The 509-nt window shown below is 73.7% G+C and carries 1 pseudogene; it reads left to right on the top strand.

The annotated features are described in order from the left end of the window. Positions 1-509 (top strand): annotated as a pseudogene (locus tag ACNA7R_RS20695) (hypothetical protein); the annotation flags it as partial.

Raw genomic sequence — 509 nt, 5'->3', positions numbered from 1 at the left:
GGCGCGGCACGTGGCATTCCGGCCACGACCCCTACGAGAACAACTTCGCCCTGATGTCCATCCCGATCGGCACGCAGGCGCTGCACGCCGCCGGCTTCGCCATGGGGGCCCGGTTCGACGACAACCCGGTCGTGGCCTGGAGCGAACGCGACGGCGACAGCGACCGCTACGACGTGTTCGTCGACCGCTGGAACGGCAGCGCGTGGCTCTCGCTCGGTGGCAGCCTGCGCGGCGGTTGGGGGACGGCGTTCGCCGAAGGCCTGGCGATCGGCCCAGGCGGGGAGATCGTCGTGGCCTACTCGGTGGCCTCGGGGGAGGAACGACGCGTCGCCGCCGCCCGCTGGAGCGCGGGGGCGAGCACCTGGACGACGCTGGGCACGCTCCACGCCGCGTCGACCTCCACGGCTTGGAACGCGCGGGTGGCGATCGACCCCGCGGGCAGGCCGCTGCTGGCGTGGAGCGAGCCGCTGTCGGACGGACACGGCGGCGTCGCCGGCAGGTACTACGTC

The organism is Natronococcus sp. (genome assembly GCF_047921035.1).
Taxonomy (GTDB): domain Archaea; phylum Halobacteriota; class Halobacteria; order Halobacteriales; family Natrialbaceae; genus Natronococcus.
The sequence above is the reverse complement of the archived record's forward strand: the minus strand, read 5'-3'. Positions and strand labels throughout refer to the sequence as shown.